Source organism: Pseudoxanthomonas sp. LjRoot127 (assembly GCF_964253495.1).
In the GTDB taxonomy this organism is placed as follows: Bacteria; Pseudomonadota; Gammaproteobacteria; order Xanthomonadales; family Xanthomonadaceae; genus Pseudoxanthomonas_A.
This window is the reverse complement of record NZ_CAXUQR020000001.1, coordinates 2,903,401-2,929,331: the sequence shown is the minus strand read 5'-3', so window position 1 is coordinate 2,929,331 and position 25,931 is coordinate 2,903,401. Positions and strand designations below refer to the sequence as shown.

General features: G+C 68.6%; 28 protein-coding genes. 17 read left to right on the top strand and 11 right to left on the bottom strand.

All coding sequences use genetic code 11. The features are described 5' to 3' along the window. The first annotated feature begins 35 nt into the window (after positions 1–35). The 4 genes from ACSQ19_RS13705 (at position 36) to ACSQ19_RS13690 (ending at position 2,456) form a co-directional block, all read left to right on the top strand. Positions 36–1,004 (top strand): aldo/keto reductase, encoded by a 969-nt coding sequence (locus ACSQ19_RS13705; protein WP_296280040.1) that lies wholly within the window; start codon positions 36–38, stop codon positions 1,002–1,004. Between the two features lie 55 nt (positions 1,005–1,059). After that, positions 1,060–1,425 (top strand): cupin domain-containing protein, encoded by a 366-nt coding sequence (locus ACSQ19_RS13700; protein WP_435997694.1) that lies wholly within the window; start codon positions 1,060–1,062, stop codon positions 1,423–1,425. A 168-nt stretch (positions 1,426–1,593) separates the two neighbouring features. Further along, on the top strand, positions 1,594–2,001 hold the full coding sequence (locus ACSQ19_RS13695; RefSeq protein ID WP_435997692.1) for a DUF4259 domain-containing protein: 408 nt from the start codon (positions 1,594–1,596) through the stop codon (positions 1,999–2,001). Between the two features lie 23 nt (positions 2,002–2,024). After that, positions 2,025–2,456: a hypothetical protein gene (locus ACSQ19_RS13690; RefSeq protein WP_435997690.1), complete on the top strand. Its 432-nt coding sequence runs from the start codon at positions 2,025–2,027 to the stop codon at positions 2,454–2,456. 22 nt (positions 2,457–2,478) lie between these two features. On the opposite strand, the gene ACSQ19_RS13685 is transcribed toward ACSQ19_RS13690, so the two are convergent. Beyond that, positions 2,479–2,703: a DUF2798 domain-containing protein gene (locus ACSQ19_RS13685; RefSeq protein WP_435997688.1), complete on the bottom strand. Its 225-nt coding sequence runs from the start codon at positions 2,701–2,703 to the stop codon at positions 2,479–2,481. Positions 2,704–2,729: 26 nt separating this feature from the next. Continuing rightward, the gene (locus ACSQ19_RS13680) at positions 2,730–3,221 is read right to left on the bottom strand and encodes a DUF2938 domain-containing protein (protein ID WP_435997686.1); all 492 of its coding nucleotides are present in this window, start codon (positions 3,219–3,221) and stop codon (positions 2,730–2,732) included. Positions 3,222–3,319: 98 nt separating this feature from the next. On the opposite strand from ACSQ19_RS13680, the gene ACSQ19_RS13675 reads away from it, so the two are divergent. The 3 genes from ACSQ19_RS13675 to ACSQ19_RS13665 all read left to right on the top strand — a co-directional run bounded on the left by ACSQ19_RS13675 (position 3,320) and on the right by ACSQ19_RS13665 (position 5,493). Next, positions 3,320–3,727: a helix-turn-helix domain-containing protein gene (locus ACSQ19_RS13675; protein WP_435997684.1), complete on the top strand. Its 408-nt coding sequence runs from the start codon at positions 3,320–3,322 to the stop codon at positions 3,725–3,727. 91 nt (positions 3,728–3,818) lie between these two features. Next, positions 3,819–4,964, top strand: coding sequence for a glycosyltransferase family 4 protein (locus ACSQ19_RS13670; RefSeq protein ID WP_435997682.1), 1,146 nt, complete (start codon positions 3,819–3,821; stop codon positions 4,962–4,964). Next, complete coding sequence (locus tag ACSQ19_RS13665) at positions 4,942–5,493, top strand: phosphatase PAP2 family protein (protein ID WP_435997681.1); 552 nt, start codon at positions 4,942–4,944, stop codon at positions 5,491–5,493. The genes ACSQ19_RS13670 and ACSQ19_RS13665 overlap by 23 nt, the downstream gene beginning before the upstream one ends. A gap of 131 nt (positions 5,494–5,624) precedes the next feature. Here ACSQ19_RS13665 and ACSQ19_RS13660 read toward each other — a convergent pair whose 3' ends face one another. From ACSQ19_RS13660 to creB, 6 genes are all read right to left on the bottom strand, one after another. Further along, positions 5,625–6,506, bottom strand: coding sequence for a carbon-nitrogen hydrolase family protein (locus tag ACSQ19_RS13660; RefSeq protein WP_435997679.1), 882 nt, complete (start codon positions 6,504–6,506; stop codon positions 5,625–5,627). Beyond that, complete coding sequence (locus ACSQ19_RS13655; RefSeq protein WP_435997678.1) at positions 6,503–7,108, bottom strand: GNAT family N-acetyltransferase; 606 nt, start codon at positions 7,106–7,108, stop codon at positions 6,503–6,505. Before ACSQ19_RS13655 ends, ACSQ19_RS13660 begins: the two co-directional genes overlap by 4 nt. A gap of 54 nt (positions 7,109–7,162) precedes the next feature. Further along, positions 7,163–7,588 (bottom strand): hypothetical protein, encoded by a 426-nt coding sequence (locus tag ACSQ19_RS13650; protein WP_296280019.1) that lies wholly within the window; start codon positions 7,586–7,588, stop codon positions 7,163–7,165. A 7-nt stretch (positions 7,589–7,595) separates the two neighbouring features. Next, on the bottom strand, positions 7,596–8,966 hold the full coding sequence (gene creD, locus ACSQ19_RS13645; protein ID WP_435997675.1) for a cell envelope integrity protein CreD: 1,371 nt from the start codon (positions 8,964–8,966) through the stop codon (positions 7,596–7,598). Between the two features lie 282 nt (positions 8,967–9,248). Next, a complete protein-coding gene (creC, locus tag ACSQ19_RS13640; RefSeq protein WP_435997673.1) occupies positions 9,249–10,694 on the bottom strand; it encodes a two-component system sensor histidine kinase CreC in 1,446 nt (481 codons plus the stop codon). 1 nt (position 10,695) lies between these two features. Further along, positions 10,696–11,379: a two-component system response regulator CreB gene (creB, locus tag ACSQ19_RS13635; protein ID WP_435997671.1), complete on the bottom strand. Its 684-nt coding sequence runs from the start codon at positions 11,377–11,379 to the stop codon at positions 10,696–10,698. A gap of 25 nt (positions 11,380–11,404) precedes the next feature. On the opposite strand from creB, the gene ACSQ19_RS13630 reads away from it, so the two are divergent. The 5 genes from ACSQ19_RS13630 (at position 11,405) to mfd (ending at position 17,929) form a co-directional block, all read left to right on the top strand. Further along, positions 11,405–12,262 (top strand): 23S rRNA (adenine(2030)-N(6))-methyltransferase RlmJ, encoded by an 858-nt coding sequence (locus ACSQ19_RS13630; protein WP_299341595.1) that lies wholly within the window; start codon positions 11,405–11,407, stop codon positions 12,260–12,262. A 57-nt stretch (positions 12,263–12,319) separates the two neighbouring features. After that, positions 12,320–13,270: a DUF808 domain-containing protein gene (locus tag ACSQ19_RS13625; RefSeq protein WP_435997668.1), complete on the top strand. Its 951-nt coding sequence runs from the start codon at positions 12,320–12,322 to the stop codon at positions 13,268–13,270. Positions 13,271–13,325: 55 nt separating this feature from the next. Then, the gene (locus tag ACSQ19_RS13620) at positions 13,326–13,874 is read left to right on the top strand and encodes a GNAT family N-acetyltransferase (RefSeq protein ID WP_299341591.1); all 549 of its coding nucleotides are present in this window, start codon (positions 13,326–13,328) and stop codon (positions 13,872–13,874) included. 57 nt (positions 13,875–13,931) lie between these two features. Beyond that, positions 13,932–14,234 (top strand): DUF4242 domain-containing protein, encoded by a 303-nt coding sequence (locus ACSQ19_RS13615; protein WP_435997666.1) that lies wholly within the window; start codon positions 13,932–13,934, stop codon positions 14,232–14,234. A 107-nt stretch (positions 14,235–14,341) separates the two neighbouring features. After that, on the top strand, positions 14,342–17,929 hold the full coding sequence (mfd, locus tag ACSQ19_RS13610) for a transcription-repair coupling factor (RefSeq protein WP_435997664.1): 3,588 nt from the start codon (positions 14,342–14,344) through the stop codon (positions 17,927–17,929). Positions 17,930–17,998: 69 nt separating this feature from the next. On the opposite strand, the gene ACSQ19_RS13605 is transcribed toward mfd, so the two are convergent. Further along, on the bottom strand, positions 17,999–19,549 hold the full coding sequence (locus ACSQ19_RS13605) for a phospholipase D family protein (protein WP_435997662.1): 1,551 nt from the start codon (positions 19,547–19,549) through the stop codon (positions 17,999–18,001). Between the two features lie 115 nt (positions 19,550–19,664). Between ACSQ19_RS13605 and ACSQ19_RS13600 the strand changes: the two genes are divergently transcribed. The 5 genes from ACSQ19_RS13600 (at position 19,665) to ACSQ19_RS13580 (ending at position 23,407) form a co-directional block, all read left to right on the top strand. Continuing rightward, positions 19,665–20,210, top strand: coding sequence for a SixA phosphatase family protein (locus tag ACSQ19_RS13600; protein WP_299341581.1), 546 nt, complete (start codon positions 19,665–19,667; stop codon positions 20,208–20,210). Continuing rightward, complete coding sequence (gene nfi / locus ACSQ19_RS13595; RefSeq protein WP_435997659.1) at positions 20,207–20,872, top strand: deoxyribonuclease V; 666 nt, start codon at positions 20,207–20,209, stop codon at positions 20,870–20,872. The genes ACSQ19_RS13600 and nfi overlap by 4 nt, the downstream gene beginning before the upstream one ends. An 88-nt stretch (positions 20,873–20,960) precedes the next feature. Further along, positions 20,961–21,824, top strand: coding sequence for a pirin family protein (locus ACSQ19_RS13590; RefSeq protein WP_296279999.1), 864 nt, complete (start codon positions 20,961–20,963; stop codon positions 21,822–21,824). A 153-nt stretch (positions 21,825–21,977) separates the two neighbouring features. Next, positions 21,978–22,700 (top strand): aquaporin Z, encoded by a 723-nt coding sequence (gene aqpZ, locus ACSQ19_RS13585; RefSeq protein WP_296279998.1) that lies wholly within the window; start codon positions 21,978–21,980, stop codon positions 22,698–22,700. Between the two features lie 245 nt (positions 22,701–22,945). Then, entirely contained in the window at positions 22,946–23,407 is a 462-nt protein-coding gene (locus tag ACSQ19_RS13580) for a hypothetical protein (protein WP_296279997.1), read from the top strand. Positions 23,408–23,446: 39 nt separating this feature from the next. Here ACSQ19_RS13580 and ACSQ19_RS13575 read toward each other — a convergent pair whose 3' ends face one another. Both ACSQ19_RS13575 and ACSQ19_RS13570 read right to left on the bottom strand, forming a co-directional pair. After that, positions 23,447–24,307 (bottom strand): pirin family protein, encoded by an 861-nt coding sequence (locus ACSQ19_RS13575; protein ID WP_435997656.1) that lies wholly within the window; start codon positions 24,305–24,307, stop codon positions 23,447–23,449. A gap of 177 nt (positions 24,308–24,484) precedes the next feature. Continuing rightward, complete coding sequence (locus tag ACSQ19_RS13570; RefSeq protein WP_435997654.1) at positions 24,485–25,846, bottom strand: NAD-dependent succinate-semialdehyde dehydrogenase; 1,362 nt, start codon at positions 25,844–25,846, stop codon at positions 24,485–24,487. Between the last annotated feature and the right edge of the window lie 85 nt (positions 25,847–25,931).

The window sequence follows — 25,931 nt, the reverse complement described above, 5'->3', positions numbered from 1 at the left end:
GCGATGATGCGCCCCGACCTCTCCGTTCCGCCGCCATGAAGACCTACCTCCTCGCCGACGGCCTGCCGGTGTCCCGCATCGCCTACGGCTGCATGCACCTCAGCCGTGCCTGGGACGCCACCCCGGTCACCGCCGACGAGCGCCGGCAGGCGCAGCGCCTGGTCGAAACCGCGCTGTCGCACGGCATCACGCTGTTCGACCACGCCGACATCTACGCCCGCGGCAAGTCCGAGCAGGTATTCGGCGACGTGCTGCGCGCGTCGCCCGGCCTGCGCGGTCGGATGGTGCTGCAATCCAAGTGCGGCATCCGCTTTGCCGAGGATCCCGCCGGCACGCCGGGCCGCTACGATTTCAGCCATGCCCACATCACCGCGTCGGTGGAAGGCAGCCTGTCACGCCTTGGCGTGGACCATCTCGACGTGCTGCTGCTGCACCGTCCGGACGCCCTGGTCGAGCCGGAGGAGGTCGCGCGCGCCTTCGACGACCTGCAGGCCGCCGGCAAGGTGCGGCATTTCGGCGTGAGCAACCATACGCCGTGGCAGATCGACCTGCTGCGGCGCCATGTGCGGCAACCCCTGGTCGCCAACCAGGTGGAACTCAGCCTGCTCCACCATCACCTGATCGACGACGGCGTGGTCGCCAACACCACCGGCCATGTCCATGCCTCCGCCGCCGGCACGCTGGACCACTGCCGCTTGCACGGCGTCCGCGTGCAGGCCTGGTCGCCCTTGGCGGGCGGCAGGCTGGCGACGACGTCGGCGTTTGCCGATCCCGTCATCCACGCGACATCGCTGCTGCTGCGGCGGATCGCGGAAGACAAAGGCGTGGCGCCCGAGGCGATCCAGATCGCCTGGCTGCTGCGGCACCCTGCCGGCATCCAGCCGATCATCGGCACGACGGATCCCGTCAGGCTCGGCGCGTGCGCGGCCGCAGACGACGTCGTGCTGACGCGGGAAGAGTGGTATGCGCTGTTCACCGCGGCACGCGGCGAGCGGGTTCCCTGACGCACAGTGCAACCCCACCATGCGGTATTGCGAGCCGCTTCATTCCGGGACGCCCATGTCACACACCGCCATCAATCTGAAGGACAAGCTGTCCCGCTTCTCCGAGCATTGGTCTCCGCGCGTCATCGCCGAAATGAACGACTACCAGTTCAAGCTCGCCAAGGTGAAGGGCGAATTCGTCTGGCATGCGCATGCGGACACCGATGAGGTGTTCATCGTGCTCGACGGTGCGCTGACGCTGGAGTTCCGCGACAAGGCGGTAGCGCTGACGACCGGGGAAATGTACGTGGTACCCAGGGGCGTCGAGCACCGGCCCGTGGCCGTCGACGAGTGCAGCATCATGCTGGTGGAACCCCGCGGCGTGGTGAATACGGGCGATGCGGGCGGTGCCTACACGGCGAAGAATGACGTCTGGGTGTAACCGACCGTGCGGATCGCCTCTCCACTACGTGAAAACCCACGCGAGGAGATCTCGGGATGACCAACCTGTACAATGCACGGCACTACCAGACGGCTGTCATCGCGTTTCTCGTGGCGCTGCCCGCCATGGTCGTGCTCGCCCTTGCAGGCCAGCGCAAGGAGTAGGCGGATGGGCACCTGGGGCATCGGTTCCTTCGAAAACGACGACGCGGCGGATTTCATGATCGACGTCCTGGACAGCGGCGACCTGGCGCTTGTCCGCGAAGCACTGGACAACGTGCTGACCTCGACCGAGTACGTGGAAGCATCGGATGCTGTGCTGGCCATCGTGGCCGCCGAGATCGTCGCGGCTGCGGCAGGCCGGCCCACGCTGGCCGCGCAGCAGCAGGACGGCCTGGCTGCCTGGCTCGCCCGCATCCGGCCCACGATCACCGCCGGAATCGCCACGCAAGCGCGGCAGGCGCTCACACGCTTGCTGGGCGACCACTCCGAGCTCCGGGACTTGTGGGAAGAGACCGACGACATCCATGCGTGGCGCGCCGTCGTGACCGAACTGCGCCACCAGCTCGACGCCTGATCCCTGGCATCGTCCGAAGCGCCATGCACCTGTCCCGACGAAAGCGCACGTGGCTGATCCGGCTCGCCCTCACCGCCCTGGCGATGGGAGCCTACCCGGCATTCGTGCTGACCTACACCTGGTCGCACGTTTCGCAGAGCCCGCTGCCTGGCGGGCGGCACGGACCGTTGGATGCCTATCGGCACACGCTGGCAAGCGCGGTGGTCTCGCATACGCTCCACCCGCGGGTCGTGTCGTGGGTCAACGCCGTGATGGAACATCAAGGGAAGCGCTCCAATGCGATGGATATCCACAACAACCTGATCGGAGCCCGGATCGGCGCACGTGCCGTCCGGTTCGCCGAGATCGAACCCAGGGTCGCGCGCAGTGTGGCTGAGGGACGTGTGGATGCCCCCTCGCCGAACCGGACCACCTGGTTGCCGGAAGAGGCGTGGCAGGAAGGCCTCGCCTGGTAAGCATCGCCTGACCCTCCGACGCTCAGGCCGTCATGCGGGCGACCACCCGGCGCACCCGGGGTGCCACCAGCGTGACGGCAAGGAAGGCCACGGGCCAGGTCGTGGCGCAAGTGCGTGCCCAGGTGCCCAGGAAGTCGGGACGCAGGCCCTGGTTGACCAGCAGCACGAACGCGGACAACAGCGACACCATGATCGCGGACAGCAGGGCGCCGAACAGCAACGGAGCGAAACGGACGGGGATACGCATGGGAAGTCTCCGGGAACAGGAAAGGATCAGGCGGGGAACAGCGGACGCAGGAACATGGCCGAGAGGTACAGGCCCGCGCCGAACACGAGGTGGTTGACGAGGCTGTGCAGGCGCGCCCTGCCTGGCTCGGCAGTGCGGGACGCCGCCACGCCCGCACCCATGCCCGGCTGCATCAGCAGGAACGGCGCGGCGACGGTCCCGACCCCGAGCAGCAATGCCGGTAACGGCGTGGGATCGCGCAACCACGCATCGCCCCAGACCACCGGCAGCAACGCGGCGAAGGCGACCCCGGTCAGGTAGTGCGCGACCCAGCCCAATACGCGCTCGCCGCGGACGGGCGGACTGCGGGCAATGGCCTCGTGCCGGAACTGCCCCGCTGCCATGTGGCCCAGCCAGCGTCCCACGCGTCCGTAATCCGCACGCGGCACGCCGAACACGCGCCACCGCAGCAGGCCCCACGCATCCATCGTCACGGTGGCGCCGAGACCGATCAGCACGATGTGGACGGGAAATTCCATGACGTTCTCCGGACGGGATGGCACCGCAGGCTTGTCCCGCAGGGCCGGTGCGCGCAGGATGCGACTTCAAGTCGACTTCAAGTCAAGAGGGCATCCGCATGGACATCGGCGAGGTCGCGAAGCGGTCCGGCGTCCCCGCGTCGGCATTGCGCTACTACGAACAGAAAGGGCTGATCGCCTCGAACGGACGGCAGGGCCTCCGTCGCACGTTCGACCCCGGCGTACTGGAACGCCTTGCGCTGATCGCGCTGGGGCAGACCGCAGGCTTCACGCTGCACGAGATCGCCACCATGTTGGGTCCTGATGGACGACCCGACATCGACCGGCGCAGCCTGCTGGCGAAAGCGCGCGAGATCGATGCCATGATCCACCGTCTGGCTGCGCTGCGTCGTGGCCTGCGGCATGCCGCCGCCTGCCCTGCCCCCGACCACATGGCATGCCCCACGTTCCGGCGCCTCTTGAAGGAGGCCGCCGCCAACGGCCGGCCTGCACGCGCCCCACGCTGATGTCGCGGCGGTCGCCGTCATCGGCCGGTCACGCGTTCGACACACCGGCTACATCTTTCGCGTCCAGCATGCGCAAAACGTGGAGTCGCGCATGCGCTTTGCCATCGTCACCGAGACGTATCCGCCGGAAGTGAACGGCGTGGCCCTGACCGTGCAGGGCCTGGAGGCCGGCCTTCGCCAGCGCGGTCGCGCGGTCTCGCTGGTCCGCCCGCGCCAACCCGGCGACCTGCCGCATGTCGACGACACCCTGCTGGTGCGCGGCGCCAGCCTGCCGCGTTATCCGGGCCTGAAGTTCGGCCTGCCCGCCACGCGCCGCCTGCTGTCGCAGTGGAAGGACGACCCGCCGGATGCGATCTACGTGGCCACGGAAGGTCCGCTGGGATGGTCGGCGTTGCGTGCCGCGCGGCGGCTCGGCATCCCGGTGGCGACCGGCTTCCACACCCGCTTCGACGAATACATGCGCGACTACGGCGTGCGCTTCCTGCAGCACACCGCCCTGCGATGGATGCGCCGCTTCCACAACGGCGCCGACGCGACGCTGGTGCCCACGCGCGAGTTGGCGGACTTCCTGCAGGCGCAGGGGTTCGACCGTGTGGTGCGGCTGGCGCGCGCGGTCGATGCGCGTCACTTCAGCCCGTCCAGGCGCGACGATGCGCTGCGCGCCGCGTGGGGCCTGGGGCCGGATGACCTGGCGGTCATCTATGTCGGCCGCATCGCGGCGGAAAAGAACCTGGACCTGTCGATACGCGCGTTCCGCGCGATCCAGCAGCGGCAACCGACGGCGAAGTTCGTGTGGGTCGGCGACGGTCCGCTGCGCGAGCGACTGTCGCAGGAGCATCCCGACTTCCTGTTCTGCGGCGTGCAGCGCGGGGAAGCGCTGGCTCGGCACTTCGCCAGCGGTGACCTGTTCCTGTTCTCCAGCCACAGCGAAACGTTCGGCAACGTCACGCTGGAGGCGATGGCCAGCGGCGTGCCGACCGTGGCGTTCAACTACGGCGCCGCCCGCGAACACCTGATCGACGGCGTGCACGGCGCGGCGGTGGAGAACGACGAGGATTTCCTGGCCGCCGCACTGCGCCTGGGTGCGGATGCACCGATGCGTCGCGCGCAGGGCAGTTCCGCCAGCCGCGCGATGCGCGGCCTGCATCCTGACCAGGTGGCGGCGGATTTCGATGCATTGCTGACTGGTCTCGCCCTGACACGGAGGAACATCCATGCGTCCGCTGCTGCCGCGTAATGCCTTCATGGGCCGGGACGCCGGCTGGTGCCTGCGCGCCAACCGGTGGGGTGAATGGGCCGGCGTGCGCCGGTTCTTCGCTGTCGTGAGCCGCCTGGGCGACGGCGTGTTCTGGTATGTGCTGATGGCGGCGCTGATCGTCGCCGACGGCATGGACGGCCTGGCGGCCTCTGCCCACCTCGCGGGCACCGGCGTCATCGCACTGACGCTGTACAAGGCATTGAAGCGCTGGACGCGCCGGCCGCGCCCGTTCGCATCCGACGTGCGCATCCGCGCGTGGATCGCGCCGCTGGACGAGTTCAGCTTCCCGTCCGGCCACACGCTGCATGCCGTCGCATTCACCCTTGTTGCACTCGCGCACTACCCGGGCCTGGCGCCGTTGCTGATCCCGTTCGCCGCCTGCGTGGCCGCGTCGCGCGTGGTGTTGGGACTGCATTATCCGAGCGACGTGCTGGCCGCCACGGCCATCGGAACGCTGCTGGCGGGACTGTCGATCTGGATCGTGCCCGGCGTCAGCTTGCTGGGCTAGGGGGACTATCGCTGCGGGTTGAGTCGGCAGTCACGCCAGGCATCGCGAGCACGACCATCTGTTGCAGCAGTGCCCTCGGACGCGACGCTGTTCGTTGGGTGTGCGGAAAAGCATCGCGCCCGAGGGCGCTCCTACAACGACTGGAGTTTGGCGCGCACGAGTGCCGGCCGCAGCTGACCCGCCCAGTCACGATCATTCGCCACCTGCGCGTCCGCACGGCTGCGGTCCAGGGCGTCGAGATCCAGGTCCGCGATCGCCCAGGCCTGGGCGCCGGCGGTCTTCGCCACCACGCCATCGGCAGGCAGGCCGCGATCCATCGGGGCATAGATAGCCGCCTCGCCGGTGTTGATGTCCAGCGCGAGGCTCCAGGGCGCCTCCCCGGCCGTCACCGCCTGCGCGACGAACATACGGTTCTCCAGCGCGCGCGCCAGGCAACCGACCCGCACACGCGTGGCCCCGGCGTCGGTATCCGTGCAACTCGGAACCAGCAGCAGTCGTGCGCCCGCCTCGGCCTGCGCACGCACCGGCAGCGGGAACTCGCTGTCGTAGCAGACGGACACCCCGCACCGCACGCCATCAAGGTCGAATACCGTCAGCGCGTCGCCACCTTCGATGACGCCGAGCGCCTTCTCGAATCCGGTCAACTGCAGCTTGTCCTGCCAGGCATGCCCGCCACGCGGCGTGAAGACATCGCTGCGGTTGCTGTAGCGTCCCCCATCTTGCGCGAGCAGGAAGCTGCCGGCCACGATGCACAGATCCATCTCCCGGGCCAACCGTGCATACAGCGCGAGCCAGCGATCCCGGTACTGCTGTATCGCCGCGAGCGAAGCCAGCAGGTCGGCCTGCACGGCGGCATCGAAGGTCGCCGCCAGTTCCAGCGAAAGATATTCCGGCAGCACGGCCACGCGCGCACCCTGCTCCGCCGCTTCGCCGATCACGCGTGCCTGGCGTTCGGCGAAGGCGTCGAAGTCGGCGGGCGCCCCGATCGCGTACTTGGCGACGGCCACCTTCATCGTGATGGCTCCAGTCCGCGCAGCCAGAACGTCAGTGCGTGGTCGACCTCACCGCGGCCGATCTCGTTCCATGCCAGCGGCATCGTCATGCCCGGTTGTCGCGCATAGCCCCGCTTGTCCCAGAACGCTTCGTTCGTGCGGTGCGCCAACGGCCTGCGCGGATCGCCGGCGTCGCGGTCCACCGCGCAGAAGGCCGTCCAGCCGAAGCGCCCCAGGGCGCGCGCATGCGCCTCGCGGTGATCGAAGAACGCATGGCCGATGCCGTGGCCCCGCCAGGCAGGCAACAGCACCGACTCTCCGAAGTAGAAAACCTGTTCGGGATCCATGCCCGCGGCAAGGAACGGCTGCTGGAAGGCGTCGGTGTCGTCCGCCAGGGGCAGGCCCGTGGATGCGCCGACGACGTCCCCGCCCTGCATGGCCAGCACGAAGATGCTTTCGGCAGACGCGGCATAAGCGGCCAGGTAGTCGCGCTCGTAACCGGGATCGCCTTCGTAGAGGTAAGGCCAGTCACGGAACACCGCGACGCGCAGGCGTGCGACGTCGTCGAGCCAGGGCGTGATTTCCGGGCCACGGAAGAGGCCGATGGTGGGCGCTGAATCCATCCCTGGACTCTAGCGCACGCCATCGGCCGCGGCGAGATCGTGACGCAGCAGGCACTAGGGAAGGACGGCACGCCACCCCGCCCGGTCGAGTCCGCGATCGTCCCAGACGTAGACGACGGATGCCGCGGCGGGCAGCAGGCAGAGGCCCGCGCGGCCGTCCATGCTGCAGGTCCGGAAGCGCGATGCCGGACCGGTCCCTTCCTGCTTCCACGCGGCGTACGTCAAGGGTCGCGCGCGACGCCCCAGGCCCTCCCTGGCCCGGCACGCGTCCTGCAGGTACTGCGCCGCGCGCGATGCCAGCGACCGCAACGTGGTCGACGACAACCGGAACACGAGGCTGCCCTGGCGACGATGCGACAGCGGCAGCAACAGTGCGGCCAGCCGTCGATCGTCCGCGCCGTCGAGCAGCACCGCGTCGGTACCGATCTTGACCGGCAGCACGCGGCACGCACGACGATGGAGGCTGTCGACATCGAGCATGGCCGCCTCAGCGCAGTTCCGCGCCCAGCGCGTACCAGTCCACCTTGCGGGTGACCCACATGATCGCCGCGAGGATGCCGAACAGCAGCAGAGAGCCCATCAGCAAGGCATTGTCTTCCGACACCAGCAGGCCGTAGAGCACCCCGTACAGCGAGGTCAGCATCGCGGCGAACCCGGCCGCCCGCGCTCCGCTCTGCAGCACGCCCGACAGGTAGACGAACTGCAATCCGATGCAGGCGGCCGCGGAAACAAGGTAGGCCTTCCAGAATGCGATGTGCTCGGACAGGCTCAGCAGCAGCAGGAAGAAGATCGCCAGTGCCAGGCCCACCAGCAGGTATTGCAGCGGATGGATGGGCAAGCGCTTGATCAGTTCGAACAGCGCGAACCCCACGAACGTCAGCACCACGAACAGGATGCCGTACTTGCTGGCGCGGTCGGCCTGCGTGTAGACGTCGATCGGGTCCACCAGGCTGACCTGTAGCGCGTCCACGCCGCCGTTCAACGGCGCAGCCAGCACGCGGCCGTCGACGATGCGGTCGGTCTGCGACGCGCCACCGTCCTCGCCCCGCAGCTGCTTCTGCGCGTTGCTGGCGAGCGAGGAAATCTTCCACGTGGCATTGAAACCGGAACCGCTGACGTCGCTGCTCGGCGAATAGCCTTCGAACTTAGGATGCGGCCAGCTGGACTTGATCCGGATGTCATTGCTGTCGCCCAGCGGGACGACGGACAACGATTCGGTACCCTTGAGGAGCAGCTTCATCTTCACCTGCTGGCCCGCCACCCGACCCGCCGCGACGGCAGGAAGTTCGGCATGGATGCCGTCCAGGCGCGCGCCCAGGTAGCCGGTACCGGACTTCAGCGGGAGCGTCGCGCCATCGATCTTCAGTTCGGGCGTGCCGGCGACACCGCGCACGTCGGCAATGCCGAACACGATGTACGGCGTGCCGTACTGGCGCTCAGCGCCGGTGGCCGACGGCCCCGGCAGTGCGGACTCGAAGGTGGCATCGAGGTCAGCATGCCATTCATACACGCGTACCTTGTACAGGCCCACGGCGCGTTCGGCGGGCGCCAGATGGCCCGCGACGTTCAAGGTCTTCGGCATCTGCAACAAGTGGCCGGCAGTCTTCTCGTCGCGGTAACGCTTCGAGCCCTTGTCGTCCTGCCACTCGACGCGACGGACCTCGGTCCACGGGACGACGCGGATCGGCCCGGTCACGCGCTGTTTGCCAGCCGTGCCTTCGATGACCCGCTCCACGGCCTGATGCCGGTAGGCCTCGCGCTCCTGGATGGTGCCGCGGATCATCATCAGCGGAATGAGCAGCAGCAGGACCAGCCCGCCGATGGTGAGGAAACGCAACAGCAACTTCAGTGACTTCATGTCGATGCCCCGGTTGGATACGCGGTGCATCGTCCGCCGGTGATGTGCAACCGGCAGGAAGCGTGTTTGAAGGCTGTGTGAAGTGCGGGGTTCCCTCTCACCGTTAACGGGGAGAGGGCGCCGAAGGCGGGTGAGGGGCGAGCGGAGACCGTCGACGATGGCGCTTGACGACATGGTCAGCAGGCGCGGCGTTATCGGCGAGAGACGCGAAGCCTGATGGGGAAACGCCCCTCATCCACCCTTCGGGCACCTTCTCCCCCGCAAGCGCGGAGAAGGCATCCCTCAAGGCTGCAGCGCAGGCAGCGACAACACCGCCTCCGCGCCACCGTCGGGCCGGTTCTCCAGCGTGACTTCGCCCCCGTGCAGGCGCATCACTTCGCGCACGAAGGGCAGGCCCAGGCCGGAACTGCGTTGCCCGCCCTCCGGCCGTGGCAACGAATAGAAGCGCTCGAACACGCGCTCCCGTGCGTAGTCCGGCACACCCGGGCCCTGGTCGCGCACGATGAAGCGCACCAGTCCGTCCACGGCATCGATGACCAGCTCCACCGTGCCACCGGGCGGCGAGAAGGCGATCGCGTTGTCCAGCAGGTTGCCCAGCGCGCGCCGCAGCAGGAAGGCATCGCCTTCGACGGCCCACGCGCCGGCCTGGGGCATCCGCACGACGTCGACGCCTTGCGGGGTCAGCTTCGCACCCACTCCCTGCACCACATCATCGGCGAGGGTGGCGGTATCGATGCGTTCACGGCGCTGCAGCCACCCGTGCTGCTCCACTTCCGCCAATGCAAGCAGCTTGTCGATGGTCTCGGTGAGCCGATGCTCCTGGGTCTGGATGTTGCGCGCGAAGCGTTGCCGATCGGCTTCCGGCAACGGTTCCTGCAGGAGCTCGGCGGCGCCGCGGATCGCCGCGAGCGGACTTTTCATTTCATGGGTCAGCGACTGCACATACTGCTCGACGTAGGCCTTGCCCTGCAGCTTGCGGCGCATGGTCTCCAGCGCGCGGCCGAGGTCGCCGATCTCGTCGGTGCGCGGGCGCGGCGGCGGCACGGGCTCGCCCGCGCTGACCGCCTGCGCGTAACGGTTCAGGCTGCCGATGCCGCGCATCAGCCACCACGTCATCACCACGCCGATCAGGGCGGAGATGCCGATCAGCCACGCGCCCCGCAACAGGATGCTGCGCTGGCTGGCGACGATGAAGGGCTCGATGCTGCGGTTCGGCTGCGACAGCGTCAGTACGCCGATCAGCGTCGAGCGGTCGGCCGGATCGAAGATCGGCGCGGCCACGTGCATGACGGTGTTCGTCTTGTCGCCGGGCACTTCCGCGCTGGAGCGGGCGCCGTATTCGCCACGCAGGGTGCGATAGACGTCGTTCCAGCGCGAGTTGTCGCGGCCCACGTCGCGCCCCTGCGAATCGAACACCACCGTGCCGCGGGCGTCGGTGACCGTGACGCGGTAGTCCACCGTCCGCTTCTGGAAGCGCCACACCCACGCTTTCGGGTCGCGCTTCTGCGCCAGTGCCACGTGGCGAGCGAACGCGCCCTCGGCGATGCGCCCGGCCTTGAGATCGTCGGCGGCCACTTCCGCCAGCAGGTTCGCAGCATCGACCAGGGTGGATTCCATCGCCTGGCGCACGCCGGGCTTCACCTCGTTGACGAACACGCGCATCACGAAGAAGGCGGCGATGCCGACGATGAGGAAGAAGCCGAGGACCAGCTTCAGCCCGAGGCGCATCTCAGGCCTCGATGGCGTAGCCCAGCCCGCGGTGCGTGCGGATCGGGTCGGGGTCGGCGCCGGCCGCGCGCAGCTTGGCGCGCAGCGTCTTGACGTGGGTGTCGACGGTACGGTCGGTGCTGTCGGCATCGCTGTCCCAGCCGCGATCCATCAGCTGGGACCGGCTGAGGATGGCGCCGGGGCGTTGCAGCAACGCGTCCAGCAGGGCGTACTCATAGCGGGTCAGGTCGAGCGGTTGCTGGCGGTAGCGGATACGGTGGCCTTCGCGGTCGATCGCGAAGTCACCGCGCGCGACCCAGTCGCCCGCGACTGTCGGCGCGGTACCGCCGCTGCGACGCAGGCGGGCACGCACGCGCGCCACCAGTTCGCGTGGCGAGAACGGCTTGGTGACATAGTCGTCGGCACCCAGCTCCAGGCCCAGCACGCGGTCGATCTCGTCGTTGCGCGCGGTCAGGAAGATCACCGGCACCTCGGTGAAGCCGCGCAGCGCGCGACAGACGTCGAAGCCGCTGGCGTCGGGCAGGCCCACGTCCAGCACCACCACGTCGATGCCGCCGGCGCGGACGCGCGGCACGACATCGCGGGCCAGCAGGCAGTGGTCGGCGTCGATGCCTTCGCTGCGCAGGGCATACAGCACGGCGTCGGCGATGGCGGCTTCGTCTTCGGCAATCAGTACGCGGGGCATGGCGCAAGCATATATGCTGCGCGCCATGAATTACCGCCATGCGTTCCACGCCGGCAACCATGCCGACGTCCTCAAGCACATCGTGCTGCTGGCCCTGGTCGATGCGCTGAAGCGCAAGGACGCGCCGTTCTTCGTGCTGGACACGCATGCCGGACGCGGCCGCTACCTGCTGGGCGGCGCGGAAAGCCGCAAGACGTCCGAGGCCGACGACGGCGTCTTCAAGCTGATGGGCGCCGCCCGCCTGCCCGACCCCGCCGAGCGCTACCTTCGCGCCGTGGTCGCCAACAATCCCGTCGGCGCGCTGATCACCTATCCGGGTTCGCCCCTGCTGGTCGCGCAGGCGCTGCGTGCGCAGGACCGGCTGGCGGCGTGCGAGCTGCAGCCCGACGAGGCGAAGGCGTTGCGCGAGGTCTTCGATGGCGACGAGCGCGTGGCCGTCCATGCCCGCGACGGCTATGCGGCGATGAAGGCCCTGCTGCCGCCGCGTCTCGGCACGCAACGCTTCGCGCGCGGACTGGTACTGATCGATCCGCCGTACGAAGTGCAGGATGCGGAGTACCCGCAGATCATCGCCTCGCTGCGCGATGCCCTGGAGCGCTGGCCGGCCGCCACGTATGCGGTCTGGTATCCCGTCAAGCAGCGGCGCAGCCTGCTGCCGTTCTTCCGCAAGGCCGCCGCGCTGCCCTCGAAGGGCGCCTTCGTCGCGGAACTGCTGGTCCGCCCGGACGACTCCCCGCTGCGCCTCAATGGCAGCGGGATGCTGGTGGTGAACCCGCCGTGGCAACTCGACGCCGCACTGGCGCCGGTGCTGCCGGTACTGGCCGCCACCCTCGGCGAAGCCGGTGCGAGCCATCGGCTGGAGTGGGTGAAGGCCGCTACCTGATCCATCAGGGCGCTGTGCGAGAATCGCCGCTCCCTTTCCCAAGACGACGCCTCATCCATGGCCGGATCCAGCCTGTTCGCCCTGATCGACGACATCGCCACCCTGCTGGACGACGTGTCGGTGATGACCAAGGTGGCCGCCAAGAAGACGGCGGGCGTGCTGGGCGACGACCTGGCGCTTAATGCGCAACAGGTCACCGGCGTGAAGGCCGACCGCGAATTGCCGGTGGTATGGGCCGTGGCGAAAGGCTCGGTGGTCAACAAGGCGATCCTGGTGCCGGCGGCGCTCGCGATCAGCGCCCTGGAAACCTGGCTGCACGGGCGAGGTTACGACATCCCGCTGGTGACGCCGCTGATGATGATCGGCGGTGCCTTCCTCTGCTTCGAGGGCGTGGAGAAGCTGGCCCACAAGTTCCTGCACAAGGAAGACGACACCCAGCGCCACGCCGAGCGCGTGGCCGCGATCCAGGACGCGAACGTCGACATGGTCGCGTTCGAGAAGGACAAGGTCCGGGGCGCCATCCGCACCGACTTCATACTGTCCGCCGAAATCATCGTCATCTCGCTGGGCACGCTCGCGGGCCGCACCTTCATGGAGCAGGTGCTGACGCTGGTGGCGATCTCCGCCATCATGACCGTCGGCGTGTACGGCTTGGTCGGCGGCATCGTGAAACTGGACGATGCCGGCCTGGCGCTGACCGCCGATGCGCGCGCTACCGGCTGGGCGCGCTTCAAGCGTGCCTTCGGCCGCGGCATCCTCTACAGCGCGCCGTACCTGATGAAGTTCCTGTCCATCGCCGGCACCGCCGCCATGTTCCTGGTCGGCGGCGGCATCCTCGTCCACAGCGTCCCGGCGCTGCACCATCTCATCCAGCCGTATGCGGAAGGCAAGCTCGGCTGGCTGTGGGACAGCCTGTTCAATGCAGGCATCGGCGTGCTGACCGGCGCGGTGATCGTAGCTGTCGTCACGGGGATCTCGCGCCTGCGCGGCAAACGCCACGGCGCCTGAACCGGCGGGCCGGCGACCCTCGCCCCGGTTCCGGATTTCATGCGAGCATCACGCCATGACTGCGCCGAAACGCCTTCCGCCCTGGCATGAACACTTCCGCCTGCCCAGCGGGCGCGAGCTGCTGATCCGCCCGATCCGGCCGGAGGATGCCGGTCCCATTCAGGGCGCCTTCGGCCTGCTGGGGCCCGAAGAGATCCGCCACCGGTTCATGTATGCGCTGAAGGAGCTCACGCCGGAAATGGCGCAGCGCCTGACCCATCCGGACCCCAACACCGAGTTCGCCCTGGTCGCCGCCGAGGCGCTTCCGCCGGGCGAGGCCCTCGTGGGCGCGGTGGCGCGCGCTGCCATGGTGCCGCGGACACGCGAGGCCGAATTCGCCATCCTGGTCAGCCACTTCATCGCCGGCCAGGGCCTGGGCCGCCACCTGATGCGCAAGCTGGCCAAGTGGGCGCGCTCGAAGAAGCTCGACCGCCTGTATGGCGACGTGCTCGATACCAACCAGCCCATGCTGACGCTGGCGCAGTCGCTGGGTTTCAAGCGTGTCCGCGAAAACGACGGCTCCGGACTGGTCCGCGTGGTGCTCGACCTGAACGAAGATCCCTGACCGGGCCGACCGGCGGTCGGCCCGTGCGGGCTGCGGACAGCGTGTCATGCGTACAGGGTGACCCCGCCACCCGCCCTCGAGGCGACCGTGCCACGCTATCTGATCGAACGCGACATCCAGGGCGCCGGCCTGATGACGCCCGTCGAGCTGAAGTCCGTCTCCCAGGCCTCGTGCCGCGTGCTCCACGACCTCGGCCCGCAGGTCCAGTGGGAGCACAGCTACGTCACCGATGACCGCCTCTACTGCGTCTACCGCGCATCGAGCGAAGACCTTGTGCTCGAACATGCGCGGCGCGGCGGCTTTCCCATCGACCGCATTTCCGTGGTTGCCCACGTGATCGATCCGCTCACCGCGGAATGATCCGTTCCCGGGCGTGACAGGCCCCGGCAAGCCCGCTTGGTAAACTCCGCGTTCCTTCGCGCTGGCCATCCATGGTGTCCGGCGCTGCCGTTGTTTTTGCAGACCCTATGACCGACGCCCCGAAAACCTTCCCTCTCCCACCGCCGCTGCCCCGTGGCGGCCAGTCGCGCGCCTGGTGGCGTGCCCCGGCATCGCCGACCGCACTCGCCTGGTCGATCGCGTCCGCCGCGCACGCGCATGACGGGCCGCTGCTGGTCGTCGCGCGCGACAACCACGATGCGCACCAGCTCGAAGCGGACCTGCACACGCTGCTGGGGCACGACCCCGCGATACCGGTGGTGCCGTTCCCCGATTGGGAAACCCTGCCGTACGACCAGTTCAGCCCGCATCCGGACATCGTGTCGCAACGCCTGTCCGCCCTGCATCGCCTGCCCACGCTGGCGCGCGGCATCGTGATCGTGCCGGTGCAGACGCTGATGCAGCGGCTGTCGCCGTTGCGCCACATCGTCGGCGGCAGCTTCGACTACCGCGTCGGCCAGCGGCTCGACTTCGACGCCGAGAAGCGCCGGCTGGAAGCGGCCAGCTACCGCCACGTGCCGCAGGTGCTCGACCCGGGCGACTTCGCCGTGCGAGGCGGGTTGCTCGATGTCTACCCGATGGGTGCGGACGCGCCGCTGCGCATCGAGCTGCTCGACGACACCATCGATTCGATCCGCCACTTCGACCCGGAAAGCCAGCGCTCGCTCGACAGGACCGATGCCGTGCAGCTGCTCCCGGGCCGCGAAGTGCCGCTGGACGAACGCTCCGTCGAACGCGCGATGACGCTGCTGCGCGACCGCTTCGACGTCGACACGCGGCGCAGCGCGCTGTACCAGGACCTGAAGTCCGGCCTGGCGCCGGCCGGCGTGGAGTACTACCTGCCGCTGTTCTTCGACCAGACGTCGACCCTGTTCGACTACCTGCAGGAGAACGCGCTGCCGCTGCTCACCGACGGCTTCGGCGAGGCGGCCGAAGCGTTCTGGGCCCAGACGCGCAACCGCTACGAGCAGCGCCGCCACGACATCGAACGTCCGCTGCTGCCGCCGGACGAGCTGTATCTCTCGCCCGACGGCCTGCGCGAGCACCTCAACCGGCGCGCCCGCATCGAGGTCTGCGGCACGCAGCACAGCCGGCATGCCGATGCGCTGCCGCTGGGCGAGCACCCGTTGCCGCCGCTGCCTGTCGCTGCCAAGGACGCGCCCGCCGGCGACGCGTTGAAGTCGTTCCTCGGCCACTACCCGGGACGCGTGCTGATCGCCGCCGATTCGCCCGGTCGCCGCGAGGCCTTGCTGGAAGTGCTGCAGGCGGCGGAACTGAAGCCGGAGGTGGTTGCCGACTTCAGCGCATTTCTTCCTTCTCCCGCCGGGAGAAGGTGGCGCGCAGCGCCGGATGAGGGTGCGGCGAAGACCTCGGCAGCCGAACCATCGCGTACGTCCCGCACCCTCACCCCAACCCCTCTCCCGGAGGGAGAGGGGCTTCCACGCTTCGCCATCGCCGTTGCGCCGCTCGCCGACGGCTTCGCGCTGGACGATCCGCGCATCGCAGTGCTGACCGAGCGCCAGTTGTTCCCCGAACGCGCCACGCAGGCGCACCGGCGCAAGCGCACCGGGCGTGAGCCGGAAGCGATCATCCGCGACCTCGGTGAACTGACCGAAGGCGCGCCGATCGTCCACGAGGATCATGGCGTCGGCCGTTATCGCGGCCTGATCGCGATGGACGTCGGCGGCATGCCGGGCGAGTTCCTGGAGATCGAATACGCGAAGGGCGATCGCCTGTACGTGCCGGTCGCACAGCTGCACCTGATCAGCCGTTACTCGGGTGCGTCGGTGGAAACGGCCCCGTTGCATTCGCTCGGCGGTGAAGCCTGGGCGAAGGCCAAGAAGAAAGCGGCGGAGAAAGTCCGCGATGTCGCCGCCGAACTGCTGGAGATCCAGGCGCGCCGCCAGGCCCGCGCCGGCCTGGCCCTGCACCTCGACCGCGCGATGTACGAACCGTTCGCCGCCGGTTTCCCGTTCGAAGAGACCCCCGACCAGCACCACGCGATCGAATCGGTGATCCGCGACTTGGCCAGCAGCCAGCCGATGGACCGGGTGGTCTGCGGCGACGTCGGCTTCGGCAAGACCGAGGTCGCGGTGCGTGCCGCGTTCGCCGCCGCCAGCGCGGGCAAGCAGGTGGCGGTACTGGTGCCGACCACGCTGCTCGCCGAACAGCACTACCGCAACTTCCGCGACCGTTTCGCCGACTGGCCGCTGAAGGTGGAAGTGCTTTCGCGCTTCAAGACGGCCAAGGAGATCAAGGCGGAACTGGAAAAGCTGGCCGACGGCAGGCTGGATGTCATCGTCGGCACGCACCGGCTGCTCCAGCCCGACGTGAAATTCAAGGATCTCGGCCTGGTGATCGTCGACGAGGAGCAGCGGTTCGGCGTGCGCCAGAAGGAGGCGCTGAAGGCGCTGCGCGCCAACGTGCACCTGCTGACGCTGACCGCCACGCCGATCCCGCGCACGCTCAACATGGCCATGGCAGGCCTGCGCGACCTGTCCATCATCGCCACGCCGCCGGCCAACCGCATGGCCGTGCAGACGTTCGTCACCCCCTGGGACGCGGCGTTACTGAAGGAGGCGTTCCAGCGCGAGCTGTCGCGCGGTGGCCAGGTGTACTTCCTGCACAACGACGTCGAGAGCATCGGCCGCATGCAGCGCGAGCTGCAGGAACTGGTGCCCGAATCACGCATCGGCGTGGCGCACGGGCAGATGCCCGAGCGCGAGCTGGAACAGGTGATGCTGGATTTCCAGAAGCAACGTTTCAACGTGCTGCTGTGCACGACGATCATCGAGTCCGGCATCGACATCCCCAACGCCAACACCATCATCATGAACCGCGCCGACAAGTTCGGCCTGGCGCAGCTGCACCAGCTGCGCGGCCGCGTCGGGCGTTCGCATCACCGCAGCTACGCGTACCTGGTCGTGCCGGACAAGCGCAGCATCACCGCCGATGCGCAGCGCCGCCTGGAAGCGATCGCTTCGATGGACGAACTGGGCGCCGGCTTCACCCTCGCGACGCACGACCTGGAAATCCGCGGCGCCGGTGAACTGCTCGGCGAGGACCAGAGCGGCCAGATGGCGGAGGTCGGCTTCAGTCTCTACACCGAGCTGCTGGAACGCGCAGTGCGCTCCATCAAGGCCGGCCACCTGCCCGACGTCGACCTGGGCCAGGAGCGTCGCGGCGCGGAGGTCGAACTGAACGTGCCCGCATTGATCCCGGACGACTACCTGCCGGACGTGCATACGCGCCTGACGCTGTACAAGCGCATCAGCAGCGCGCGCGACAAGGAGGAGTTGCGCGACCTGCAGGTGGAGATGATCGATCGCTTCGGCCTGCTGCCGGACCCGGCCAAGTACCTGTTCGCCACCGCCGAGCTGAAGTTGGCGGCGAACGCGATGGGTATCCGCAAGCTGGAACTGGGCGAGCACGGCGGGCGCATCGTGTTCGAGGCCAAGCCGAAGATCGACCCGATGGCGGTGATCCAGCTGATCCAGAAGCAGCCGAAGCTCTACGCCATGGATGGGCCGGACAAGCTGCGCATCAAGGTGCCGATGCCGGATGCCCCGGACCGGTTCAATGCGGCGAAGGGCCTGCTGACGACCCTGGCCGCCTGATGCCGCGTGCGCCGTTCGCCGTTCGCACGATGCGGATCAGGCATCGTGCGGACGCGCGCACGGCGCACGCTACAGTTGGGATTCCACTGGCAGCCAGCCGATGGCATGTGCGGTCCACCGTCGCCAGACGCTGGCCTCGGGCTCCCGGTCCCAGATGCGCGGCGGCTGCTGAGAGGCGTCCTCCCAGCGCAGTGCACCGTCGTGCAGCTGCACGCGGTAACTCATGTCGGGGGCGATCTTCGTCTGATAGCTGCGCACGAGCGCGGTGGCCGCGTTGCGGTCGCGGAACAGCACGCCCATTTCGGTGTTGAGGTTTACCGAGCGCGGATCGAGGTTGAACGAACCGATGAATCCTCCCTCCCCGTCCACCGCGAACGCCTTGGTGTGCAGGCTGGCGCCGCTGGAGCCGAACAGGCTGCTGTCCTGGTGGCCGTGAGGCATCAGTTCGAACAGCGTCACGCCCCCCTCCAGCAGCGGAATACGGTACGGCGCGTACCCGCCATGCACCGCCATCACGTCGTTCGCGGCCAGCGAGTTGGTCAGGACGCTGACGTCCACGCCCTCGGCGCGCTTGCCCACCAGCCAGCGCGTGCCTTCCTCGCCCGGCACGAAATAGGGCGAGATCACCCGCAGTTCGCGCCGGGCTTCGTTCATCGCCCGGCCCAGCCGGTGCACGAGCCACGACCCCTGCCCCTCGCCCTGTCCCTTGGACGCCGGATCCGAGTACACGCCCACCTGGTCGAGCCAGTGCAGCGTGTTGCCGCCCACCAGCGCGCGCATGCCGGGCGTGCTGCGCAGTCGCGCGACATAGTCCGTCGCCTGTGGCGACCGGTAACCGGCATCGCCGTTCTCGCGCAGGCGATCCAGCGCGCCGTCCTCAGCCCGGGTAAGGGCGGAGAGCGGGATGACCGACGCGCTGTTCCAGAAATCATCGAAGATGGCGGAGGTCTGCTTCACTGCCGGCCCCAGCAGGACGGCATCGAGGTCGAGAAAGTTGGTCTGCGCAGCCGCGTCGAAGTATTCGTCGCCCACGTTGCGTCCGCCCACCACCGCAACGCGGCCGTCGGCGATCCACGCCTTGTTGTGCATGCGGCGGTTCATCGCCATCGGCCGCAGCAGCATCTCGGTCGCACGGCCCAGCACGCCCGCACGGCTGCGCGAGGGATTGAACAGGCGCACTTCGATGTTCGCGTGCGCGTCCAATGCGGCCAGGTGAGAGTCCTTGCCGTGCGCCGTCATGTCGTCCAGCAACAGGCGCACGCGCACGCCGCGGTCGGCGGCGCGCAGCACCTCGTACCCCAGCAGGTTGCCGGTGAAGTCGTGGTTCCAGATGTAGTACTGCAGGTCCAGGCTGCGGCCGGCGGCACGTGCCGTGGCCGCACGCACGGTGAAGGCATCCAGGTTGTCCGACAGTAGCGCCATGCCGCTTTGGCGGCCGCGCTCGCGCAGCATCGGCGCGATCGCGCGGTCGAGCGCAGTGGCATCGGCCGCCGTCGGCAATGCATGCGATGCCGGCCCGCGCGCGCCTTCGGCGAACCGCCCATAGCTGTACAGCGCCACCGCGGACGCCGCCAGCAGCAGGACGATGGCGATGGCCAGCCGACGCAGCCACTTGCGCATGGTCTCCCCCTCTTCACGGACACGGTCCTATCGTAGCGGCAGCGCCGTGATGGCGCCGCTTGCGCCGGCCGATCCGCCGCTGCACGCTCGCCACCTGCCTTCACCGAGGATCGCCATGCGCCTGCCGCAACGGTTACGCACTCCCCTCCTGGTCCTGCTGGCGTCGTTGGCCGCCGGCTGCGTGACGCGCGCTCCCCGCGACATGGCCGCACCGCTGACGTTCGTGGTGGTCCGACATGCCGAGAAGGCGACGGACGATCCCGAGGACCCGAGCCTCTCCGCCGCCGGCCGGATCCGTGCCGATGCACTGGCCAGTCGCCTGAGCGACGAGCCGCTGGTCGCCGTTTACGCCACCGAGTTCCGCCGGACCCGGCAGACGGCACAGCCCACCGCCACGGCGCACCGGCTGCCGGTCGCGGCGTATTACGCGCGCGGTCCGGCGACAGAGATCGCGGGGCAGTGGCGGCAGGCGCACCGTGCCGGCACGGTGCTCGTGGTCGGCCACAGCAACACGGTGCCGGACCTGGTCGCCGCGCTCTGCGCGTGTGCGACCGCACCGATGGACGATGGCGAATACGACCGCATGTCCATCGTGCGCATCGGCGCCGACGGCGTCGCGACCCTGGACGTGCAGCGTTACGGCACCGCGCCGCCACGATGAACCCCGTATTCGGCGACTGGGACGGTAGCGTCGCGGATGCGCGGCGTGTGCAGGCGCAACTCGCGGCGGATGTCGTGCTGCGCGACGACGTGCCGGATACCCCGCGATGGCTCGGCGGCTTCGATGTCGGATTCGAGGACGACGGCGCCACGACCCGCGCCGCCGCCGTGCTGCTGGACGCCGGCACGCTGCAGCCCACCGCCATGGAGGTGGTCCGCCTTCCCACGTCGATGCCCTACGTGCCGGGCCTGCTGAGTTTCCGCGAGCTGCCGGCGCTGGTCGCTGCTCTTGGCCGGCTGCCGCACGTGCCGGACCTCGCCTTCGTAGATGGCCAGGGCATCGCGCATCCGCGTCGCCTGGGCATCGCCGCGCATTTTGGCGTGGTCACCGGCCTGCCTGCTGTCGGCGTCGCCAAGAACGTCCTCTGCGGTCAACACGAAGCACCGGGCGCCCTTGCCGGCGAACGCACGCCACTACTCCATCGCGGCGACCACATCGGCTGGGTCCTTCGCAGCAAGCCGCGCTGCAACCCGCTGATCGTCTCGCCGGGGCATCGCGTCTCGATGCAGGGCGCGCTGGACTGGGTGCTGCGTACGCTCCGCGGCTACCGCTTGCCGGAACCGACGCGGCTGGCGGACCGGCTGGCGTCGCGGCGCGGCTGATCCGGCGCGCAACGATCCGTTTCCGTGCTGTTGCAGGCATGGCCGAGGCGCCGTGCGATGCTTCGTCCCTCTCCCGGAGGACCTGCCCATGACCACGATCATCGCGCCCCGCGTGCACGACCTCGGCGACGGTTTCAACGTCCGGCGCGCCGTGCCCAGCCTCCAGGCCCGCAGCGTGGGCCCGTTCGTCTTCGTCGACCACATGGGGCCGGCGGTGTTCGAGCCCGGCCGCGGCATCGACGTGAGGCCGCATCCCCACATCGGCCTGGCCACGGTGACCTACCTCTGGTCCGGCGCGATCCACCACCGCGACACGCTGGGGTCCGAGCAGGTGATCACGCCCGGCGACGTCAACTGGATGACCGCCGGCCGCGGCATCGCCCACTCCGAACGTACGCCGGGAGACGTGCGTGCCGGACGCCATGACGTGCACGGCATGCAGACCTGGGTGGCGCTGCCGACGTCGGCGGAAGAAGTCGCACCCGAATTCCACCACCATACGGCGGCGACCCTGCCGTCGATCGAGCGAGGCGGTGCCCGGCTGCGCGTCATCGCCGGTCGCGCGTATGGCGAAGAGTCGCCGGTGAAGGTGTTCAGCGGTACCTTCAACGTCGCCGTGGACCTGCAGCCGGATGCCGAGCTGGACATCGACGGCGGGCATGTGGAGCGCGCGCTCTACGTACTCGAAGGCCAGGCGCAGGTGGACGGTGCGGACATCCCGGAGAAGCACCTGGTGGTGTTCGATCGCGGCAGCCGGGCCGTGCTGCGCGCCAGGACACCCGTGAAGGCCATGTTGCTGGGCGGCGAGCCGCTGGATGCACCGCGCCACCTGTGGTGGAACTTCGTGTCGAGTTCCAGGGAGCGCATCGAACAGGCCAAGCAGGACTGGCTGGAAGGCCGCTTCGGCCACGTCCCCGGCGAAACCGAATTCATCCCGCTGCCCGAAAGATGATCGCCGGCCTCGCCGCCAGAATGTGACACGAACTTCATTGGCGTTTGAATGCCTGCGGCGTAACGCAAAGCAAACACGTACGGCGAGGGGCTTCCGCTATCGTGCGCGCACCGTCATGTGACGGGGCGCACGATCACAGTGAGGGGAGCTGACATGAGTATGGCGAAGAGGCTCGCGGCAGAGTTCCTGGGCACGTTCTGGCTTGTGTTGGGCGGCTGCGGCAGCGCAGTGCTGGCGGCCAACTTCGGCGGCGATGGCAATCCCCTGGGCATCGGACTGCTGGGCGTGTCGCTCGCGTTCGGCCTGACGGTCCTCACCGGGGCCTACGCGTTCGGCCATATCTCGGGTGGCCATTTCAATCCGGCGGTCAGTATCGGCCTCTGGGCCGGCGGACGCTTCCCGGCGCGCGACCTGCTGCCCTACATCGTCGCCCAGGTGGTGGGCGGTCTCGCGGCGGGCTTCATCCTATGGCAGATCGCCTCGGGCAATCCCGCTTTCGCAGTGGATCCGAATGCGGCTGGCGCCTTCGCCAGCAACGGCTACGGCGCCATGTCGCCCGGGGGGTATTCGGTAGCGGCCGGCTTCCTGACGGAAGTCGTGCTGACGGCGTTCTTCCTGGTCGTCATCATGGGTTCCACCCACGGCCGCGCGCCGGTGGGTTTCGCGCCGATCGCCATCGGCCTGGCCCTGACCCTGATCCACCTGATCAGCATTCCGGTGACCAATACCTCGGTGAATCCGGCGCGGTCGACCGCCGTCGCGCTGTTCGCAGGGCCGGCTGCCGTGGGCCAGCTGTGGCTGTTCTGGCTGGCGCCGATCCTCGGCGGCCTGATCGGCGGAATGCTCTATGGTTGGTTGGGTCGCGACCGCGACTGATTCTTGCGCGCCGTGCCCGGTGGATGCCGGGCACGGCGACGGCATGGCGGTGACCGGGATCGCCGTTCCCGCGCCCTCGCGTTGTTTTGCGACGCAGCATGGGCTATGGTCGGGTCGACTGCCGGGGGAAAGCGGCAGCCGCCAACGTGGCATGCCAGGGGATGACGGAGGGCCGTGACGGCCCGCCACGGTGCGCGGACATTCGTACCGCCGTAGTCCGGGGTGTCGCACCCCAGGGGATTTGCATGAAGACCATGATCGCTGCCTTCCTTTTCCTGTTTTCCGCCGCTGCGTGGGCGCAGACAGCGCCGCCGTGCCCCACCCTGCCCGCGAACGCGGGCCTGGAATGGCAACAACGCGTGGATGCCACCTTCATCGCCTGCAAGGCGGTCGCCGCCGACGGGCGCGAGGTGCTGAACGTCATGCTCACCTCGCGCGATCCGCGGATCCGCCTGGAACGGCGACTGCGTGAGGAGGAAAGCGCGTTCTCCGGCGAGGAGATCTTCTGGTACCGACCCGATCTGGCCGGCCAGGAAACCTCGCCCGCGATGGCCTCGCGCCGCATCACCGTCGTCGAGCTGGACAACGACCGCTACGCGCAGGTCTGGATCAACGCCAACTCGCCCGAAGAGCTCGGCAGCCTGATTTCGCTGGCTCAGCAACTGGACGTGCGCGCCACCAGCGCGCAGCTGTCCGCCGGCAACTGATGGTCGCGGGGCGGGACGTGGTCCCGCCCCCTGCAGGGTTCAGAAGCGGCCTTCCTGGAAATCCACGAACGCCTGCATCAATTCCTGCCGGGTGTTCATGACGAACGGGCCGTGGCGCATCACCGGCTCGCGCAACGGACGCCCCGCCACCAGGATCAGCCGCGCCGGCTGGTTGCCCGCACGCACCTGCAGCGTATCGCCACCGCCCAGCACCCCCATTTCATGGGTGTCCAGCGCACGCGCTTCTTCGCCCTCGCCCACCGTCACCGCGCCCTCGAACACGTAGGCGAACGCGTTGTGGCCGACGGGCAGCCTGTAGTCCCAGGCACGTCCGGGCTGCAGTGCGATGTCGAGGTATACCGGGTCGGTGGCCGGTTGGGAAATAGGGCCCCGCGTGTCGCCGACACTGCCGGCGATCACCTTCACCTCGATGCCGTTGGCCGGATGCGCGACCGGAATCTTCTCCGGCGCGAACTCCTGGTACTTCGGCGCCGTCATCTTCTCGCGCGCCGGCAGGTTCACCCACAGCTGGAAGCCGCGCATGCGGCCGGATTCCTGCTCGGGCATCTCCGAATGCACCAGGCCGCGACCGGCCGTCATCCACTGCACGGCACCTGGCGTCAGCAGGCCTTCGTTGCCGTGGTTGTCGCGATGGCGCATGCGGCCATCGAGCATGTAGGTGACGGTCTCGAAGCCGCGGTGCGGATGCTCCGGGAAGCCGGCAAGATAGTCCTCGGCCTTGTCGGTGCCGAACTCGTCCAGCAACAGGAAGGGGTCGAGATCCGGCAGGTCGGGCCCGCCGATCACGCGCGTCAGCTTGACGCCAGCGCCATCGGACGTGGGGCGGCCGCGGATCGTGCGGATCACGCGGGCGGGCGTGGTATCGGTCAGGGTGCTCATGGCGCCTCCAATTCAACTGCCGACAAGATGGCACCGGCATGTCGACTTAGGAACGGCGCCTGCCGTAACCATCCGTTCCACCCATGGACACCGTAGGGCGGAGCCTGCTCCGCTGCCCTTCTTCCTGGCCCCTCATCACTGAGCCGAGCATGCCCGGCTCTTCGATGCCATCCCCGGTCAGGCGATATAGACCGACTTGATGTTCATGAACTCGTGGATGCCGTGCTCGGCCAGTTCGCGACCGAAGCCGGACCGCTTCGTACCGCCGAACGGCAGGCGCACGTCGCTGCGCACGATCGCGTTGACGAAGGCCGCACCGACCTGCAACTCGCGCGCGATGCGGTTGCCGCGCTCGACGTCCTTCGTCCACACGCTGCCGCCCAGCCCGAACGTGGTGTCGTTGGCCACGCGCACGGCCTCGGCATCGTCCTTCACCCGCAGGATGCTGGCGACGGGGCCGAACAGTTCCTCGTCATAGGCCGGCATGCCCGGCGCGACCGCATCCAGGATCGACGCCGGATAACCGGCATGCGACGCATCGGGTTCCGCGCCCAGCAGCACCTTGGCCCCTTTGGAAACGCTGGCCTGCACCTGCTTGTGCAGCTCGTCGCGCAGGTCCTGGCGCGCCATGGGAGCGAGCGTGGTCGCCTCGTCCTGCGGATCGCCGAGCTGCAGCTTTGCCGCCGCTTCCACGAAACGCTTCACGAACGCATCGGCGATGGCGTCCTGCACGATGAACCGCTTCGCAGCGATGCAGGTCTGTCCGGCGTTGCCGAAGCGCGACGCCACGGCGCCGGCGACGGTCTTGTCGAGGTCGGCATCGTCCAGCACGATGAAGGCATCGCTGCCGCCCAGCTCCATGACGCTCTTCTTGAGCTGGCTGCCGGCGTTGGCGGCGACGGAACGGCCGGCACGTTCGCTGCCGGTCAGGGTCACCGCCGCCACCCGTGCATCACGGATGACCTCGGCCGCCTGATCGTTGTCGATGTGCAGCACGCCGAACACACCTTCCGGCAGGCCCGCCGCAGCCACCACCTCCCCGATCACGTCGGCGCAACGCGGCACGTTGCTCGCATGCTTCAGCACGGCGACGTTGCCCGCCATGAAGGCCGGCGCCAGGAACCGGAACACCTGCCAGAGGGGGAAGTTCCAGGGCATCACGGCCAGCACGCAGCCGATCGGCTCATAGCGCACGTAGCTGCGCTGGCCATCGGTGGCGACCGGCTGGTCCTGCAGGTAATCGGCGGCGTGGTCGGCGTAGTAGTCGCAGGCGCCCGCGCACTTGTCGACCTCGGCCAGCGCCTCCTTGCGCAGCTTGCCCATCTCGGCGGTGATCGTGCGCTGGATATCCTCGCGACGCCGGCGCAACTCGGCGCCTATCGCACGCAACACCGTGCCGCGTTCGGCCAACGACAGCGCGGACCACGCGGGAAATGCCTTTACCGACGCCGCCAGTACAGCGTCGACCTGCGCGGGTGTCATCAGCTCGTGGCGATACTCGACCTTGCCGGTCGCGGGATTGGTGGTTTCGATGGTCATGGAGATTCTCTTGCCCGGCCCGGATTTTCGGACGGCATGTGTTAGCGGATCGTCGTTGCCTTGCAGGAGCGCCCGGGGGGGGCTC